This is a genomic window from Cellulophaga omnivescoria, from assembly GCF_027915275.1.
GTDB classification, from domain to species: domain Bacteria; phylum Bacteroidota; class Bacteroidia; order Flavobacteriales; family Flavobacteriaceae; genus Cellulophaga; species Cellulophaga omnivescoria.
In genome coordinates this window covers 1089465-1104542 of the sequence record NZ_CP115819.1, presented here as the reverse complement: position 1 = coordinate 1104542, position 15078 = coordinate 1089465, and the positions used below count along the sequence as shown (strand labels likewise).

The 15078-nt window shown below is 33.1% G+C and carries 15 protein-coding genes; 7 read left to right on the top strand and 8 right to left on the bottom strand.

Going from position 1 to position 15078, the window contains the following annotated elements:
- Positions 1 to 287 precede the first annotated feature (287 nt).
- A complete protein-coding gene (locus PBN93_RS04935; protein ID WP_271081601.1) occupies positions 288 to 2513 on the top strand; it encodes a TonB-dependent receptor in 2226 nt (741 codons plus the stop codon).
- 58 nt (positions 2514 to 2571) lie between these two features.
- Here the strand turns inward: PBN93_RS04935 and PBN93_RS04930 are convergent, their stop codons facing one another.
- Positions 2572 to 3015 (bottom strand): Rieske (2Fe-2S) protein, encoded by a 444-nt coding sequence (locus PBN93_RS04930; RefSeq protein WP_077407280.1) that lies wholly within the window; start codon positions 3013 to 3015, stop codon positions 2572 to 2574.
- A gap of 111 nt (positions 3016 to 3126) precedes the next feature.
- Between PBN93_RS04930 and greA the strand changes: the two genes are divergently transcribed.
- Both greA and PBN93_RS04920 read left to right on the top strand, forming a co-directional pair.
- Positions 3127 to 3603 (top strand): transcription elongation factor GreA, encoded by a 477-nt coding sequence (gene greA, locus PBN93_RS04925; RefSeq protein WP_013620582.1) that lies wholly within the window; start codon positions 3127 to 3129, stop codon positions 3601 to 3603.
- Complete coding sequence (locus PBN93_RS04920; protein ID WP_077407277.1) at positions 3603 to 3995, top strand: HIT family protein; 393 nt, start codon at positions 3603 to 3605, stop codon at positions 3993 to 3995. The genes greA and PBN93_RS04920 overlap by 1 nt, the downstream gene beginning before the upstream one ends.
- Here the strand turns inward: PBN93_RS04920 and PBN93_RS04915 are convergent.
- On the bottom strand, positions 3982 to 4338 hold the full coding sequence (locus tag PBN93_RS04915; RefSeq protein WP_077407274.1) for a hypothetical protein: 357 nt from the start codon (positions 4336 to 4338) through the stop codon (positions 3982 to 3984). The genes PBN93_RS04920 and PBN93_RS04915 overlap by 14 nt on opposite strands.
- Positions 4339 to 4340: 2 nt before the next feature.
- On the bottom strand, positions 4341 to 5489 hold the full coding sequence (locus PBN93_RS04910; RefSeq protein ID WP_077407271.1) for a sensor histidine kinase: 1149 nt from the start codon (positions 5487 to 5489) through the stop codon (positions 4341 to 4343).
- Positions 5490 to 5595: 106 nt separating this feature from the next.
- On the opposite strand from PBN93_RS04910, the gene PBN93_RS04905 reads away from it, so the two are divergent.
- Genes PBN93_RS04905 through aat form a run of 3 tightly spaced genes read left to right on the top strand, consistent with a single transcriptional unit; the run spans position 5596 to position 7565 of the window.
- Positions 5596 to 6492: a flavin reductase family protein gene (locus PBN93_RS04905; RefSeq protein ID WP_077407268.1), complete on the top strand. Its 897-nt coding sequence runs from the start codon at positions 5596 to 5598 to the stop codon at positions 6490 to 6492.
- A 39-nt stretch (positions 6493 to 6531) separates the two neighbouring features.
- Positions 6532 to 6915 (top strand): DUF3127 domain-containing protein, encoded by a 384-nt coding sequence (locus PBN93_RS04900; protein ID WP_013620577.1) that lies wholly within the window; start codon positions 6532 to 6534, stop codon positions 6913 to 6915.
- Between the two features lie 5 nt (positions 6916 to 6920).
- On the top strand, positions 6921 to 7565 hold the full coding sequence (aat, locus tag PBN93_RS04895) for a leucyl/phenylalanyl-tRNA--protein transferase (protein WP_077407265.1): 645 nt from the start codon (positions 6921 to 6923) through the stop codon (positions 7563 to 7565).
- Here aat and PBN93_RS04890 read toward each other — a convergent pair.
- From PBN93_RS04890 to tyrS, 4 genes are all read right to left on the bottom strand, one after another.
- Entirely contained in the window at positions 7558 to 8343 is a 786-nt protein-coding gene (locus PBN93_RS04890) for a hypothetical protein (protein WP_077407262.1), read from the bottom strand. The two genes, aat and PBN93_RS04890, sit on opposite strands and share 8 nt — an antisense overlap.
- A 6-nt stretch (positions 8344 to 8349) precedes the next feature.
- Positions 8350 to 9645, bottom strand: coding sequence for a DUF885 domain-containing protein (locus tag PBN93_RS04885; RefSeq protein ID WP_077407259.1), 1296 nt, complete (start codon positions 9643 to 9645; stop codon positions 8350 to 8352).
- A 5-nt stretch (positions 9646 to 9650) separates the two neighbouring features.
- On the bottom strand, positions 9651 to 12023 hold the full coding sequence (locus tag PBN93_RS04880) for a S9 family peptidase (protein ID WP_077407256.1): 2373 nt from the start codon (positions 12021 to 12023) through the stop codon (positions 9651 to 9653).
- 255 nt (positions 12024 to 12278) lie between these two features.
- Positions 12279 to 13574 (bottom strand): tyrosine--tRNA ligase, encoded by a 1296-nt coding sequence (tyrS, locus tag PBN93_RS04875; RefSeq protein WP_077407253.1) that lies wholly within the window; start codon positions 13572 to 13574, stop codon positions 12279 to 12281.
- A gap of 94 nt (positions 13575 to 13668) precedes the next feature.
- Here tyrS and PBN93_RS04870 point away from each other — a divergent pair, with 94 nt between their 5' ends.
- The gene (locus tag PBN93_RS04870; protein ID WP_077407250.1) at positions 13669 to 14676 is read left to right on the top strand and encodes an NAD-dependent epimerase/dehydratase family protein; all 1008 of its coding nucleotides are present in this window, start codon (positions 13669 to 13671) and stop codon (positions 14674 to 14676) included.
- On the opposite strand, the gene PBN93_RS04865 is transcribed toward PBN93_RS04870, so the two are convergent.
- The gene (locus PBN93_RS04865) at positions 14642 to 15067 is read right to left on the bottom strand and encodes a DUF4296 domain-containing protein (protein ID WP_077407247.1); all 426 of its coding nucleotides are present in this window, start codon (positions 15065 to 15067) and stop codon (positions 14642 to 14644) included. The two genes, PBN93_RS04870 and PBN93_RS04865, sit on opposite strands and share 35 nt — an antisense overlap.
- Positions 15068 to 15078: the final 11 nt, after the last annotated feature.

Genomic DNA, 15078 nt, shown 5'->3' with positions numbered 1-15078 from the left:
AATGTACATTTTGTTGTTGTAGTTAATAAAATTAACTTTTTTTTATGATTACAAGAAAGTGTGCCCTACATTTGCTGCCATCTCAAAGGGGTGCTTATTAGTTTAGGCTGAGATTATACCCAACGAACCTGAGCGGGTAATGCTGCTAAGGGAAGTAATAGTTAGCATTTTATAAATGTTAACTAGGTTAAACGGCAATTATAATTAAATAGAGTTTGCCACTCAAAAAAAAATCTATATAATTTAATAAAAAATAACAACCCCTTTTATTTGTAATACTATTACGAATGAAAAAAAACTGTGTTAAATGCAATGCTACTACGCATAAGCAACAAAGCAATAACAGGCAATTTTACTTAAAAACATTAAGTACAACTTTTGCTGTGTTAGGATTAGCTTTTTCTGGTATTGCACAAGAAAAAGAAATAGATACCCTAGAGGGTAAAAAGGTGGTCTTGGATGAAGTTTTAGTCTCTGGAGTACGTGTAACAAAGCAATCGCCAGTTACATTTACTAACTTAACCAAAGAGCAATTTAAATCCCGTAATTTAGGTCAGGATATACCAATTTTAATGAACTTTTTACCAGCAGTAGTTACTACATCAGATGCTGGTGCAGGAGTTGGTTATACAGGTATTAGAGTACGTGGTACAGACGCTACGCGTGTAAATGTTACCATAAATGGTATACCTTATAACGACTCTGAGTCTCACGGTACTTTTTGGGTAAATATGCCAGATTTTGCCTCTTCTACAGAAAATTTACAATTACAAAGAGGTGTTGGTACATCTACTAACGGTTCTGGTGCTTTTGGAGCCAGTTTAAATATTTTAACAGATGCTGTTTCTACAGATGCATACGGACAAGTATCTACATCTATTGGTAGTTTTAATACGTTAAAAAACAATATTAAATTTAGCACAGGTTTATTAAATAATCACGTAGAAATTTCTGGTAGGTTATCTAGAATTGCTTCAGATGGTTATGTAGACAGAGCTTCGTCTAACCTACAATCTTACTTTTTGCAGGCTGCTTACGTAGATGATAACACTTTAATAAAGGCATTACTTTTTGGTGGGCATGAGGTTACGTACCAATCTTGGGATGGTATAGATAGAGAAACATTAAAAAAAGACAGAACATACAACCCAGTTGGTGCTTACCAAGATGAAAATGGTGTAACTCAGTTTTATGACAATGAAAATGATGATTACAAGCAAGATCATTTTCAGTTATTGTGGAACGAGCAAATTTCTGATGCTTGGTCTACTAACTTGGCATTGCATTATACAAAAGGACGTGGTTTTTTTGAACAATATAAAGAAGATGAAGACCCTGCAGATTATAATGGGATTGTAGCTGGTTTTAACGGAACAGATGTTACAGATTTAATTAGAAGAAGATGGTTAGATAATGATTTTTATGGAACCACTTTTTCTATTAATTATAATGAAAGCAACCTTAGCCTTATTGTAGGTGGTGGTTATAATAAGTATGAAGGAGATCATTTTGGAGAAGTAATTTGGGCTCAACAATTTGCAGTTAATGGTGGTTTTGAAGATCGTTATTATGATGATACTTCTACTAAAACAGATTTTAATACCTACACTAAATTAAATTATAATGTAGATGAGAAATGGAGTCTTTTTGGAGATGTACAATACAGAAGAGTTGGTTATAAGGCTAACGGAGAAGATACAGGTTTGGTTAATGATACGTTTAACTTTTTTAACCCAAAAGCTGGTGTAACATTTAACTTAAATAAAAATAATAATTTCTATGCTTCTTATGCTGTGGCAAACAGAGAGCCTAACAGAAATGATTATGAAAGTGGTAACCCTAAACCAGAAAAATTAAATGATTATGAGTTAGGTTGGCGTTACGTAACTTCTAATGTGCAAGTAAATACAAACTTATATTATATGGGTTATAAAGATCAGTTAGTTGTTACGGGTGAGTTAAATGATGTAGGAGCTCCGCTCAGAGAAAATGTTGGAGATAGTTACCGTTTGGGTATAGAGGTAGATGCTAATATTGTTTTTAGTGATCAGTTTTCTGCTAGACCAAACATTGCTATAAGTAGTAATAAAAATAAAGATTTTTTTACAGATAGAGATGGTGGTGTGCAAGACTTAGGAGATACAAATATTGCCTATTCTCCTAGTGTAGTTGCGGGAAACATTTTTACTTATGCACCAAAAGAGAACATAAAATTATCTTTTTTATCTAAATTTGTAGGCGAACAATACTTAAGTAACACAGATACAGAAGACTCTAAATTGGATAGCTATTTTGTAAACGATTTTAATGTGGCTTACGAGATAAAATTTAATAAAATATTTAAGTCCGTTGTCTTAACCGGACTAGTAAATAATGTTTTTAATAAAAAATATGTATCTAACGGATACACGTATTTAAATAGTTGGGACACTCCTGGCACTACTTTTGAAGTACAAGGTTATTACCCACAAGCAGGTACTAACTTTTTAGTGGGTGCAACATTTAATTTTTAAGATTTGAACACTAACCATGTTTACAAAGGGTGGGCCTTATTTTAGGTTTGCCCTTTTTTTAATTTCTTACGGTAACAATATTTCCGTTTACAGACGAGCTGTAAAAAAGCATGTCATGATATCTTTTGTCGTCTTCGGGTCTGTTTAAAAACTGGCCTGTAAATAGGTTGTACTTATATTCTTCACAAGGGCAAGTTACATTTTGTTTATCTTCATCTAAAATCATTGTAGAGCACGCACTAGGCTCGTGGTTTGGGCAACTTGCTTCAAAAGCCATAAAATTATCAAAACCTGTGTTTATAACAAAAATACCTTTAGTGCCAACACCTTGGCTACCAACATATACAGCATTTCCTGTATTTTTAAGGGCGCTATATGATGGCAAATTTAAATTTAAGTCTACTCTAAAACCAATCTCTTGCAGGTAAGGATTTCTGTTAGTTCTTCCACTATCACAAGAAAGTAATAGAAAAATGGCTAAAAGTGTAAAAAGTGTTTTCATAATATGTTTTCTTAGTACTAATACAACAGCAAATGTGAACAAAAATTATGTATATTTGTATAAAATCCTCTAGAAATAAGAGGATTTTCTTATTTATAAAACGATCATGTTATGAGTAACGTATCTTATTATACCGCAGAAGGTTTAAAAAAGTTAAAAGACGAGCTTAATCAGCTTAAGGACATAGAGCGCCCAAAGGCGTCACAAGCAATTGCAGAGGCTAGAGATAAAGGAGATTTATCTGAGAATGCTGAGTATGATGCAGCCAAAGAGGCACAAGGTTTATTAGAGCTTAAAATTTCTAAATTAGAAGAAATTGTGGCTGGAGCCAGAATTATTGATGAGTCTCAGTTAGATACATCTAAGGTGCTAGTTTTATCTACAGTTAAATTGAAAAATCAATCTAACGGTATGGAAATGAAATATACCTTAGTTGCAGAAAGTGAAGCCGACTTAAAAACAGGTAAAATATCTGTAAATTCTCCAATTGGTAAGGGTTTATTGGGTAAAAGTGTGGGTGATGAAGCAGAAATTGCAGTGCCTAATGGAAAAATTAAACTTACAATTTTAGAAATAACTAGAGCATAATGGCATCTATTTTTACTAAAATAATAAATGGTGAAATCCCTTGTTACAAGGTGGCAGAAGATGCTAATTATTTTGCTTTTTTAGATATTAACCCTAATGCCAAAGGGCATACGCTATGTGTGCCCAAAAAAGAGGTTGATAAAATTTTAGATTTAGACGAAGAAACTTATATGGGCTTAATGGCTTTTTCTAGAAAAGTAGGCAAAGCTATAGAGGCGGTAATACCTTGTAACCGTGTTGGTCTGTCTGTTATTGGGTTAGAGGTGCCACACGTGCACGTACATTTAATACCATTAAATTCTATGGCAGATGCATCCTTTAAAACTAAAGCAATGGTAACTAAAGAAGAGTTTACAGATCTGGCAGCAGCAATAGCGGCTAAAATTCAATAATTTTTTGGGTAAATACATAAACGGCTATACCAACTAAGGCAATTAGTGTAAGTGCTACTATATAAAATAAAGAAGTAAATTTTACACTTGTTTTGTGTGGTACGGCTAGTTTTTGGTAGTAATTAAAAGATCGCTCTATATCGTCTGTCCAATTTATAGGGTAAATGGTACAGTGGCATCTATCACATTTTATATCATTGCTTACCTCGTTAGTGGTTTTGTGTATAAATTTACCAAACTTTTGCTTTTGATAAAAAGTAACTGTAAGCTCATTATGAAAACATTCTGGACAGTTATTTTTTATATTAGCTTCTTTAAGTACTACTAATTTCTCCTTAGACATAGTTAAACTTTAATTTTTAACGAAATCTGCATTACAGTGCCATCTTTACCCGAAGATAACACTTTTACTTTACCGTTGTGGTATTCTTCTACAATTCTTTTAACTAAAGACAGCCCTAAACCCCAACCACGTCGCTTAGATGTGTGTCCTGGATTAAATATAGAAGCATAGTTTCCTTTAGGTATTCCGTGTCCTGTATCTGATACTAAAATATTTACAAAATTACCTGCTGGAATAATTTCTATAGCAATATGTCCTTTACCCCGCATTGCATCAATACCGTTTTTAACCAAGTTTTCAATAGTCCAGTTATACAGGGGTTTATTAAGCATAACAGGTAACTTATCTACCTTACTATCAAAAGAAAACTGAATTAGTTTTGAGCTTCTTCTTTTTAAATAGTCAAAAGCACTTTTGGTTTCTGCAACAATATCTTTTTCTTCAAGCTTTGGTAAAGATCCAATATTAGAAAACCTGTCTGTTATAGTTTGTAATCTAGAAATGTCTTTTTCTATCTCTACAGATATTTCTGGATTTATGTTTTCATCTTTTAAAAGTTCATTCCACCCCAAAAGAGAGGTAAGCGGAGTACCAATTTGGTGTGCTGTTTCCTTAGCCATACCTGCCCAAAGTTTACTTTGTTCAGATGCTTTATTGGTTTTAAAGAAAAAGAAAATTACAGCACCAAATAAAAATATAATTAGCAATAACGCTAAAGGGTAATATTTTAAATTATTTAAAACTTCAGAATTGCCATAATAAAGGGTAGCAATTAATTCTCCTTTATGGGTCATTAAAATAGGAGAGTTTTCTTTTTTAAAATCTTCTATTTTTTGCTTTATAAAAGCAGTATCTTTTATTTTTTTGCCTTCTATGTTTTTGGCGTTAAAAGTGCCACTCTTGTTTACCAAAATCATTGGTGTAGAGGTATTGTTCTGAAAAATTTTTAAATGTAAATCTCCTAAATCTTCCGTTTGTGAAGAGTTACGAAACTCGGTTTGGGCTGTGGCCCATATTTCCATTTTGTGGCGTTCTTCTTTCTTAAATTGCTCAAAAAAACTATTTGTATTCCATAAAATTAGGCTCACAATAAAGAAAGCGCCCACCATTAAGGAAATGTTTATAGTTTTGTTTTTTGGATTAAAATTCATTGTTCCAATTCTTGGGTTTAAAGATAACGTAATATAATGCACATTTGGTATTTCTATCTTGCCATCTTGTTTTAAATAGCGGACAAATTATGTACCTTTGCATTCTATGAAAAAAACAATTTCTATAGTACCAAACGAGGTTACAACGGCTAAATTGCACGGCTATCTTTTAGGCGCTGTTGGCCCTAGACCTATTGCATTTGCTAGCACGGTAGATAAAGATGGTAATCCTAACTTATCTCCTTTTAGCTTTTTTAATGTATTTAGTGCAAACCCGCCAATACTAATTTTTTCTCCTGCTAGGCGTGTTAGAAATAATACAACAAAACACACATTAGAGAATGTTTTAGAGACCAAAGAAGTTGTAGTAAATATTGTTAATTATGCTATTGTACAACAAATGTCTTTGTCTAGTACAGAATATGCAGTTGGGGTAAACGAGTTTAAAAAAGCTGGTTTAACAATGTTAAAGTCTGATATTGTTACACCATTTAGAGTGGCAGAATCTCCGGTGCAGTTTGAGTGTAAAGTTACTAAAGTAGAAGCTTTAGGTACAGAAGGTGGTGCAGGTAATTTAGTGTTTTGTGAGGTTGTAAAAGTACACGTAGATAGTACAATATTAGATAAAAACGGTAGCATAGACCAACATAAAATAGATTTGGTTGCCCGTATGGGAGGTAATTGGTACAGCAGAGCAAAAGAAGGTATGTTTGAAGTGCCTAAACCGTTATCTACCTTAGGAATAGGTATAGATAGTTTGCCAGATAAAATTAAAAACAGTAAGTTGTTATCTGGTAATGATTTAGGTTTGTTAGGTAATATAGAAGTTTTACCAACAACTAAAAGTGCACAACAATTTGTTAATGAAAATGAAGATGCACAAGCAACACTAGCAACTAATGATAGTGTACAGCTGCAATTAAAAGCTAAAGAATATATTTTTAATAACAACCCATTGGGCGCATTAAAATTATTATTAGCAGGTATAGATATAATAGAATAAGAACTCAATTAATAAACACGCATAAGAAACTAATTTAAGATGGAAGTACAAGGAAAAGTAAAAATGGTTGGGGAAACTCAGACTTTTGGAAGTAACGGATTTAGAAAAAGAGAAATAGTTGTTACAACAGAGGAGCAGTATCCACAACATATAATGGTAGAGTTTGTTCAGGATAAATGCGATTTGTTAAACGGGTATAGTGTTGGACAGCCAGTAAAAATTAGCATTAACTTAAGAGGTAGAGAATGGGTTAACCCACAAGGAGAAACAAAATATTTTAACTCTATACAAGGTTGGAGAATAGAAAACTTACAACAAGCTGCTCCAAGCGGAGATGCAGGAATACCACCAGCTGCGCCAGCACAAGCTTTTGAGCCTGCTGATAATTTAAATGAAGAAGATCACGATGATTTGCCTTTCTAGGTTAAATGGTAAATCCAATATATTATTTAACAGATAAGTTAGAGTTTCCTCCAGTACATACAGCTAATGAAGAAGGTTTGTTAGCGGCTGGAGGAGATTTATCTGTAGAACGATTACAACTTGCCTATAAAAGCGGAATTTTTCCTTGGTTTGATGATGATAGATTGCCACTTTGGTGGAGTCCAGACCCAAGAATGGTATTGTTTCCGCAAGAATTAAAAGTTTCCAAAAGTATGCGTAAGCTTTTACGCAATGAAGCTTTTACTGTTACAAAAAATAAAAAATTTGAAGAAGTAATTCGCCGTTGTGCTACTGTAACAAGAGACGGGCAGCCAGGCACGTGGATTACCCAAAATATGCAAAACGCATATATAGAACTACATGAAAAAAAATTTGCGCACTCTTACGAGGTTTGGTTAAACAACCAGTTGGTAGGTGGTTTGTACGGCATAGATTTAGGTACTGTGTTTTGTGGAGAAAGTATGTTTAGTGATGTTAGCAATGCATCTAAATATGGTTTTATAACAATGGTACAAGAAATGGAAGCCAACAATTACAAACTTATAGATTGCCAAGTCTATACCCAGCACCTAGAAAGTTTAGGTGCCAGAGAAATAGATAGGGATGATTTTATGGAGTTTATTAAGTAGCGTTTTGTTCATATATTTTCCAATCAATTTTTTCTTCTATTGAAATAGTTTTGAAAATTTGAAAGGCATAACTAGAAATATATTCTATTGTTTTAAAGAACTTTAAATAATCTAGTTGTATTAATATTTCTTCTTCGTTAATATAGGAGTAATTAAACAACATTTCAAAAACTTTAAAATGAGTTTGTGATTTGTTAATTTTACTCTTTTTTATTTGGCATTGAGTATGTGTTATAGCGTGTCTGGTTTCTGAAAGTATAGTCCAAAATTCATTATATCCAGTCTTTACAATATTACTTTTTGAGTATTCTTTAAATGTATCTTTACCTGCTTCTTTTAGTAAACTATATAGGTCTTTTCCAGTCGGAATATTTTCTCGATTGAAAATAAGCCCTTTTTTTAGCTTTTTGATTACTTTCTGTTTAAAGACTTTATCTTTATTGGATTTAATATAAATAAAATCCTTGAGAAAAGTTTCTAAAGCCTCGAAAGATTGAGAATATAGAAGACAAAATTTTAGTGATAATATTTTTTCTATTTCATCACTATAAGTTTCTCTGGTTATTTTTTTAAAAGAGTTTGTTGGAATTCGGGCAGCCCTTTTTTTGTCACTCCAATCAACTATTAATAAAGAAGAGCTAAGACTAAGTGAAGCTTTTTCTTTATTATATTTTTCAACATCTGATTTTAGAACGTCATTTATTCTTAAAGATATTTGTCTATAAACTAATAATCTATCATATAAAATATCTAGATGTTTCTTATAAGGATTTTCCATTTAACTCTACTTCAAACTACTTGCTGTATGTGGGTTGCTTAATAGCTCTTTAAAAACAGCCCAGCGTTTTTCTGGTTGGTCTACAGTACCACCTTTAGCTTTTACATAGTCTGCAACTAGGTCTTTACCTAAATTATAGTTTATAACATAGCTACGGTATTGGTCTATAAAACGTGTGCGTTGCAATGCTCTGTCTGGCGCGTAAAATAAATATTTTTCTAGCCATTTAGCAGCTTCTTCTCTAGAAATTTCTCCGTTTAAATATTTTCTGGCAGCTTCATTACCTGCGTAATTCAGCTTACCTATTAATCCTAGAATTTTATAGTATTTATCGGCCTTGCTTGCATCTAAACCTGCAATAGGGAAAAGTACTTCTTTTTCAAAAGCAACACGTTCTTCACCGGGGAATGCTACATCTATACCATAGTTTGCACTACCTTCTGCTATTAAAGATTGTGGAGAGAACAATGGGTATACCGAAAATTCTTTCCATCCTTTGGCATCAACTAAATTTTGTTCTAATAGCGCATTAAATACGTGGTGACCAGGATAACCTTCGTGGCAAGCTAAGTCTATTGCACGCTGAATAAAAATTGGAAAATCGGTATTTATCTGTATTAAACTTTTACTTTTTCCTTGGTAATAATTGTAACCAGACCAGCTTTTGTTGTTTACATATTCTAGCACAAAATCTTCATTCTGCGGTAATTTAAAATGGTGATTTGTTCTTTTTCTTGCTTCTGTTATCGCTACTCTAAAAACAGTATCTAACTTATCTTTTGGTATTATAAATTGCTGTTCAAAAGCAGCATACCTTGTGGCTAAATCTTTATCCCCAGGCAACTCTTCTTCAAGTGCGGCAATAAGTTTGTTAAAGTGTTCTTCTGTAAAATGTGGTGGTTCTGCATCATACAAAAGTTTAGCTTCTTCATCAAAACTATAGGTTTTACCTGCCAGCATCTCTAACTTGGTTTTAACTGCAGTTAGTTGCTTTTTAAACATCGTATGTCTTGCGGTTTCAATACTAGAAAAAGCAGTTGTATCTACCAAATTAGCGCTTTCTATTAATATATTGGCTCTGGCAATAAAATCTGAAGCAGGTATGGTGTCTAATTTAGCTGAGGTTGGTTTCCATTCTTCTGGACCGTAATAAGCATCAACAAAATCGCTATTATATTGTCCCACTTCTAAAACCAGTTTTACGTAATCTTCTGCTAAAGCATTCATTTTAGGTTTTTCTGGTGGTTTACTACAAGATCCTAATGCTATTACAGCAAATAAGGCTACTATTTTATTTTTCATAAGTGTTATTCTTTAGTGGTAATGTTTAAAAGACTCTCATTAAACAAATTAAAAATACGTGTATATTCATCTGTCCAGCTACTAGGCTCTACAAAACCGTGTCGCTCTACAGGATACACAGCCATTTCCCAATTCTTTTTTTCTAACTCTATTAGACGCTGAGATAAACGTACCATATCTTGAAAATGCACGTTGTCATCTACCATACCGTGTAGAATTAATAAATCTCCTTTTAAACCATCTGCAAAATAAATAGGAGAGCTTTTTCTGTAAGCAATGCTATCTGTAACCGGAGTATTTAAAATACGTGCAGTATAGCCGTGGTTGTAAGCAGCCCAATCGCCAACCGAACGTATTGCAGCACCAGCTTTAAAAGTATCTGGAGCGTTAAACATTCCCATTAATGTTATAAAGCCACCATAAGAACCTCCGTAAATTCCAATTTTATCTTTGTCAATTCCGTATTTTTCTACTAGTAATTTAGCGCCATCTACTTGGTCCGATAAATCTTTACCACCCATATGACGGTAAATGCCTGTACGCCATTTACTGCCGTAACCAGCACTACCTCTATAATCTATATCTAACACAGTATACCCATTATCTACCAATATGTTATGAAACATATATTCTCTGTAGTAAGAGCTCCACCATTTGTGTGCATTTTGTAAATAACCTGCTCCGTGTACAAAAATTACAGCGGCTTTATTTTTTGTTGCTGTTTTAGGTTGATATAACCTTGCGTAAACCTCTGCACCATCTTCCGCATTAAAAGTAATAACTTCAGGATCTTTCCAATTGTAGTTTTTAAAGCTGTCTGTAAGTGAATTTGTAATTTGTTTTGGAGCAGTTTTAGCTCTATTTTTTATTGGGTTAGGCTGTAAATATAATTCTGTTGGTTTATTGCTGTATGAGTATAAAATAGCCATTTGGCGTTCATCTGGAGATAAAGTAACCTCGTTATTACCAACCATTGTAGTTAGTTGAGTTAATTTACCACCTTTTAATGGCATAGTGTAAAATTGTCTGTCTCCAGGATGATTTTTATTAGCCGTAAAATACCAACGTTTTTTATCTATAGAGATAGTTGGCTCGTAAATTTCAAAATTACCAGATGTTAGTGTTTTTGTTTTTTTAGTTAACACATTAGTGCTATATAAATGAGAATAGCCTGTTTTTTCAGACTGGTACCAAATACTATTGTCATCTGGTAGCCACCCTAAATTACCCCAGCCAATACCTGGGCCAGCAATCCAAGCTTTATCGTGCTGGTGGTCTAAATTGGTAACGGTACCATCAGCAAGATTTAAAAGAACTATCCAACGGTCTTTGTAATCGTTAGAGCTTATATCTAAAACAGCTTTTTTGCCATCTGCACTCCAAATAGGGCCAACAATGTAGCCAATTCTATTTTCGTTTTTGTACGTTTTGTTTGGGTAGTCTTTAGTATATTCTGGTATGTAATCTAAACCTTCTAAATTATCTAAAGAAACAGGGTATGTTTTTTTGTTTTTAATGTCGTAAATATGAAGCTCGTAACTGCTTGGTTTGTCACCAACCTTAGAGCGTGTATTTTCATTTTCTACATAACCAGATTCTGTTACAAAGTGTGGCATTGTAGTACGTTTGTTGCTTGCGTAAGTGGCTGCAATATAGGTTACATAACTACCATCTGTACTAATACTTTGGCTGCTAATAGATTTGCCTTTTGTGTATATAGAAAATAACTCTTTTTCTTTGTAGCGTTCCATTGCTTTTTTACGAGCGTCTTTTTTGGCTTTGCGTTCTTTTAAAACATCAAAAAGGGCAAGTTGGTCATTACGTAGCCATTCATCTTTATCACTTAAATGCTCTTCTTTATCTTTTTTATCGGTAAAATTTGTGATTTGTACAGTTGCGCCAGTTGTAGTGTTCCAAGTATAAATATTCTGCCCTTTTTGGTATGCAATTTTACTATCGTTCTCTATAAATTTGGCATTTCTTTCACGGTCTTCTGTCTGTGTAATTTGTATGGTTTTGTTAGTAGTAACATCAGTATAAAAAATGTCTCCTCGTTTTACATATACCTTTTTTGTTCGTTTAGAATTAAAAGTTGGAGTAGAAGGTAGGTTGTATTCGGTTTCAAAATCTACTTTAGCAGTTTTTTTTGTGTTTAAATTGTATATGTATAGTGAGTCGCTAAATGCATTTTCTGTGTTCCAATTAAAATAAATGCTTTTACTGTCTTGAGACCATTTAGGACTAGAAGGTAAGTGGCCAACAAAGGCATCACCCTGCATAATTTCTTTAATAGTTAAGGTAGACGCGTTGTTTTCTTGAGCGTAGATTGATAGTGAGCAAAGCAAAATGCTTATGCTAAAAAGGAACTTTTTTTTCATTTTATTTTGGTTCTTTCTGATGATTTTTGGCTAAGTCAGTGTCAGTAATTTTTTTAATGCACTAAAGTTAGCATTATTTCCAATTACATAATAATATATTACAAGTATCTGTTTGGTCTGTAAATGTAGCGTTGCGGAATATGAAACTTAATTTAAGTAAAAACTTAAATAACAAAAATGGATTCTCAATTTAAAAAAAGGAATAAAAAAAGGCTGGTAAAAACCAGCCTTACTAATATTATGAGTCTTGTATAATTAATTTACAACCAATACAAAATAGTTCTTTTTACCACGTTGTAATAAAACAAACTTATTGTTAATTAGGTCTTTGCTTGTAATAACGTAATCTTCTTTTACTTTTTCTTTATTTACAGAAATAGAATTTTGTTTAAGTTCTCTACGGGCTGCACCGTTAGAGTCTAAAAACTGAGTTTTTGCAGCTAATGCGCCAATCATATCCAAGCCTTCTTCAATATCTAAAGCAGTAACTTCTGCTTGGGGTACACCTTCAAAAATATCTAAAAAAGTTTTTTCGTCTAACGTTTTTAAATCATCAGAAGTAGATTTTCCAAATAAAATATTACTAGCTTTTATAGCGTTGTCTAAATCTTCTTTAGAGTGTACGCTAATAGTAATTTCTTCGGCTAATTTTTTCTGTAAAGCACGCATATGAGGAGCTTCGTTGTGTTCTGCAATTAGCGAGTTAATTTCTTCTTTACCTAAAAAAGTAAAGATTTTTATAAACTTTTCTGCATCTTGATCTGATGTGTTTAACCAGTACTGGTAAAACTTGTAAGGAGAAGTACGTTCTGCATCTAACCAAATATTACCACCTTCAGTTTTTCCAAATTTGGTACCATCTGCCTTAGTAATTAATGGGCAAGTAAGAGCATAACCTTTACCACCACCAATTCTACGTATCATTTCTGTACCAGTGGTAATATTGCCCCATTGGTCACTACCACCCATTTGCAGCGTACAGTTGTGTTCTTTAAATAAGTGGTAAAAATCGTACCCTTGCACCAATTGGTATGTAAACTCCGTAAAAGACATTCCTTCTTTGGCTTCAGAAGTTAAACGCTTTTTTACTGAGTCTTTAGCCATCATATAGTTAACGGTAATGTGTTTACCAACATCACGAATAAAATCTAGGAATGAAAATTCTTTCATCCAATCGTAATTATTAACTAAAACGGCAGCATTATCTTCATTGCTTTTAAAATCTAAAAAACGAGACAACTGGTTTTTTATGGCATTTTGGTTGTGTCTAAGTGTTTTTTCGTCTAATAAGTTACGTTCAGCAGATTTTCCAGACGGATCACCAATCATACCAGTGGCTCCACCAACTAACGCATAAGGTTTGTGGCCAGCTAACTGAAAATGACGTAACATCATTACACTAACCAAGTGGCCAATGTGTAACGAGTCTGCTGTTGGGTCTATACCCACATAGGCAGCGCGCATTTGTTCTAGTAAGTGTTCCTCTGTTTCGGGCATAACATCGTGTATCATACCCCTCCATTTTAATTCTGCGACAAAATTAGAAGCCATTGTATTTTATGTTTTGTAATAGTAGTTGCAAATATAAAAGAAATAGAGAGCTTTGGCAGTAGTCTATAGTAAATTAAATTGCTAAATTTGAACTATGATATTGGTAACAGGAGGCACAGGATTAGTAGGTGCGCATCTTTTATTGCAGCTGCTTAAAACAGAAAAAGCGGTAAAAGCTACACGCAGGGCAAGTAGTAATTTAGGGCAGGTAAAAAAAGTATTTTCTTATTATGTAGATAATGCAGAGGAGTTGTTTTCTAAAATAACTTGGGTGGTTGCAGATATTACAGACATACCTTCATTAGAAAATGCTTTTAAAGATGTTACACGCGTATTCCATTGTGCAGCTTTAATTTCTTTTGATCCTAATGACTATGTTAAATTAAGACAAATTAATGCAAAAGGTACAGCCAATATTGTAAATTTTTGCTTGTCTAACAATGTGCAAAAGTTAACTTACGTAAGTTCTATTGCTACTTTGGGTAAAAATGAAGCAACACCAATTGTTACCGAAGAAACAGAATGGAATGATGCAGATGTAAATGTTTATGCACTTACAAAATATGCAGCAGAAATGGAAGTTTGGCGTGGTACACAAGAAGGTTTAGATGCTGTTATTGTAAACCCAGGTGTTATTTTAGGACCTGGATATTGGGACTCCGGAAGTGGACAATTTTTTAGTAAAATAGCAAATGGTTTAAAATACTATCCACCAAGTGGTAGCGGATTTATAGGTGTTTTTGATGTTGTTGATATGTGTATAAAACTAATGAATGCTAACTTAGTAAACCAACGGTATATTGCTGTGGCAGAAAATGCTACATTTAAGGAGGTTTTAGATAAAATAGCCGTAGCCATTAATAAGCCTAAACCAACTAAAGTTTTAAAAATATGGCAGTTAAATATTTTGTATAAGTTAGACTGGTTAGTGCATTTATTTACCAGAAGAGGTCGTAAGTTGTCTAAAATGCAAGTACACGGCTTAAAAAGTCAGGATATGTACCAAAATGCAAAAATTAAAGAGGCTATAAACTTTAATTTTACAGATTTAGATACCGTTATTAAAACTACTTCTTCCCTGCTTTTACAGGAGCAACTTTAAGTTTTTCTGGATTCTTTTTTCGGCTATTGGCAATACTATCTGCTTTTAATTCTCTTTTACGGTTTAATTGGGTTTTAATGGTGTCTAATTTACGTTGTATTTCTTTATAAAAACCCTCGTAAACTGTTGGGTAAGACGCATAATAAACATCACTGTCTGCAAACTGTGTGCTATCTATATTGTATTTTTTATAGATATAGGGCATTGTTTTTACATTGTTTTCTACTAAAACATTAGAATTGGTATTTTTTGCAGCAGTAATAAGTGCTAAATCATATAAAATGTCAATCATTTTAGATTCAGGTATAAGATTGTCTGGCTCTTTAATAGCTTTTTGCGAACAAGAAACTATAGCTAAAATTACTAGTAGTAAGGATATAAGCTTTTTCATCTTTTTTATTT

Excerpts from the sequence above, each read along its gene's own strand:
- PBN93_RS04935 (WP_271081601.1), top strand. The coding sequence starts at position 288 with ATGAAAAAAAACTGTGTTAAATGCAATGCTACTACGCATAAGCAACAA.
- PBN93_RS04930 (WP_077407280.1), bottom strand. The coding sequence starts at position 3,015 with ATGAAAACACTTTTTACACTTTTAGCCATTTTTCTATTACTTTCTTGT.
- greA (WP_013620582.1), top strand. The coding sequence starts at position 3,127 with ATGAGTAACGTATCTTATTATACCGCAGAAGGTTTAAAAAAGTTAAAA.
- PBN93_RS04920 (WP_077407277.1), top strand. The coding sequence starts at position 3,603 with ATGGCATCTATTTTTACTAAAATAATAAATGGTGAAATCCCTTGTTAC.
- PBN93_RS04915 (WP_077407274.1), bottom strand. The coding sequence starts at position 4,338 with ATGTCTAAGGAGAAATTAGTAGTACTTAAAGAAGCTAATATAAAAAAT.
- PBN93_RS04910 (WP_077407271.1), bottom strand. The coding sequence starts at position 5,489 with ATGAATTTTAATCCAAAAAACAAAACTATAAACATTTCCTTAATGGTG.
- PBN93_RS04905 (WP_077407268.1), top strand. The coding sequence starts at position 5,596 with ATGAAAAAAACAATTTCTATAGTACCAAACGAGGTTACAACGGCTAAA.
- PBN93_RS04900 (WP_013620577.1), top strand. The coding sequence starts at position 6,532 with ATGGAAGTACAAGGAAAAGTAAAAATGGTTGGGGAAACTCAGACTTTT.
- aat (WP_077407265.1), top strand. The coding sequence starts at position 6,921 with ATGGTAAATCCAATATATTATTTAACAGATAAGTTAGAGTTTCCTCCA.
- PBN93_RS04890 (WP_077407262.1), bottom strand. The coding sequence starts at position 8,343 with ATGGAAAATCCTTATAAGAAACATCTAGATATTTTATATGATAGATTA.
- PBN93_RS04885 (WP_077407259.1), bottom strand. The coding sequence starts at position 9,645 with ATGAAAAATAAAATAGTAGCCTTATTTGCTGTAATAGCATTAGGATCT.
- PBN93_RS04880 (WP_077407256.1), bottom strand. The coding sequence starts at position 12,023 with ATGAAAAAAAAGTTCCTTTTTAGCATAAGCATTTTGCTTTGCTCACTA.
- tyrS (WP_077407253.1), bottom strand. The coding sequence starts at position 13,574 with ATGGCTTCTAATTTTGTCGCAGAATTAAAATGGAGGGGTATGATACAC.
- PBN93_RS04870 (WP_077407250.1), top strand. The coding sequence starts at position 13,669 with ATGATATTGGTAACAGGAGGCACAGGATTAGTAGGTGCGCATCTTTTA.
- PBN93_RS04865 (WP_077407247.1), bottom strand. The coding sequence starts at position 15,067 with ATGAAAAAGCTTATATCCTTACTACTAGTAATTTTAGCTATAGTTTCT.